Below are 2,141 nucleotides of genomic sequence, written 5' to 3'. Positions count from 1 at the left end.
CAATCATATATTTTACTTGTCAATGAGTATAAAATATTGGGATTCAAAATACTACTCCTTATTAATCCACATTTGATAATTTAGGTTTCAATGATTTTATAACCGAATAAATAGAAATTCTATACTAGTTTAATCCCTATTGATTTTGATTTTGAACAATAAAAAGAATCCATACTTTTTGTTTTACCTGATTCTAGCAACTTCTTGTTTATCCCTCGAGGAACTTGAAAATCGGATATTTATCTACCTATAGTCCATACCACTATATGTACATATCATCAACCGCCTTCTTACAAAAGACTCGTTTATAAATCTGTGACAAAAAAGCTAGGTATGGGAAACGGTTTCTATTGCCACTACACTTGGAAGAGTTAATAGCTGTGGCAAGGGCAAGTCTGCCATATAAAATGAAACATTCATATGAATACCATAGCCTTTGTGATTTCCTTCAGTAACTGTTGGTTGTTCAGTACTGTCAACAATCCCACTGCACACTATCATTACATTGGAATCCCAATCTTTTTCAAGACTCGTTTTGAATTGGAAACCAGCATGGATTTCAAATGGATACAAACAAACTCCGTAAAATAGTGGGTTATGGCGGTCCCCCTTATTCGAACCTGGGCCACATACCCATTGGGGATTTGATTTGTTATAGCTAAGAAACCATAATTGATCGCCTTGAGATAAAAGCAAGAGAAGAATACAGAGTAAAACTCTTTATGGATTTGATAAATCAAAATCAGAAAACATTGGTTTTCTGTGCTACTCAAATTCATGCAGCAGCTGTTCGTGATTTAATTAATCAATACGCAACAAACAGAAATACAAACTACTGCCATAGAGTTACAGCAGATGATGGAAAAATTGGAGAACAGCATTTAAGAGACTTCCAAGACAACGAAAAGAGTATTCCAACCATTCTAACCACTTCACAAAAGTTAAGTACAGGAGTTGATGCTCCCGAAATCAGAAACATTGTTTTAATGCGACCTGTAAACTCAATGGTTGAGTTTAAACAAATCGTTGGTAGAGGAACTCGTCTTTTTGACGGCAAGGACTATTTCACATTTTTCGATTTTGTAAATGCTCATAACCACTTCCAAGACCCTGAATGGGATGGAGAACCATTAGAACCAGAACCACCAACAGGTGCGGAACACTAAGACCTTGCAACATTTGTGGAGAAAGGCCATGCATTTGTGAACGACCTGAACCAGAACCTTGTCCTGAATGTGGAAACATACCTTGCGTTTGTGAAACACCTCCAAGACAAATAATAAAGGTGAAATTGTCGGACAACAAAGTCCGAGAAATTGATTCTATGGTCAAAACGTCTTTTTGGAGTCCAACAGGAAAACCGATTTCAGCACAAGAGTTTATTGAACAATTGTTTGGTGACTTACCTGAATTCTTTAAAAGCGAAAGTGAACTACGCAAGATTTGGAGTCTACCAAGTACAAGAAAAAAACTACTGACAGAATTAAGCGAAAAAGGATATACAAATTCGCAATTGGAAGATTTGAGAAACTTAATACACGGAGAAGACAGCGACCTTTTTGATGTATTGAGTTACGTTGCCTATCACAAAGACCTTGTTCCGAGATTAGAACGTGCAGGTAGAGCAAAAATCCAGTTGAACGACTATAACCAAAAACAACAAGAGTTCTTAAATTTTGTATTGGAACAATATGTAAAAGAAGGCGTTAACGAATTGGACGATTCAAAACTTCCTGACTTATTGGAATTGAAATACAAAGCTATAGCAGACGCAAAACGAGAATTAGGAGATATAAAGTCGATTAGAGAAACCTTTATCGGATTTCAAGAACATTTATATCAAGAAAGAGTTATGTAAAAATTAAGCCTAGAAAGAAACCACATTACGGCTCAATAAACTACTTCCCTCAGTTTAAACCTTAAGGTTTATAACAAAAACAAACTTAAAATTCACCAGTTTTCTGAAGGTTTTCGAAAATCAATTTTTGTATGCAAATAAAAAAGGCTACAACTTAAAAAAGTTGTAACCCTTTGATTTTCAAGTCGGGGTGGCAGGACCAAGTAGGTAATTGCACACCACTTATAATCAACAAGTTACATCGATATTTCAAAATTAGGTAACCGAATAGGTAACTTTTGAC

General features: G+C 35.4%; 1 pseudogene. It reads left to right on the top strand.

Features of this window, described 5'->3' with window-relative positions:
* Window positions 1-680: 680 nt before the first annotated feature.
* Window positions 681-1,858 (top strand): annotated as a pseudogene (locus tag A7D14_RS20585) (type I restriction-modification enzyme R subunit C-terminal domain-containing protein); the annotation flags it as partial.
* Window positions 1,859-2,141: the final 283 nt, after the last annotated feature.

Source organism: Allomuricauda sp. CP2A (genome assembly GCF_001683915.1).
In the GTDB taxonomy this organism is placed as follows: domain Bacteria; phylum Bacteroidota; class Bacteroidia; order Flavobacteriales; family Flavobacteriaceae; genus Flagellimonas.
The sequence above is the reverse complement of the archived record's forward strand: the minus strand, read 5'-3'. Positions and strand labels throughout refer to the sequence as shown.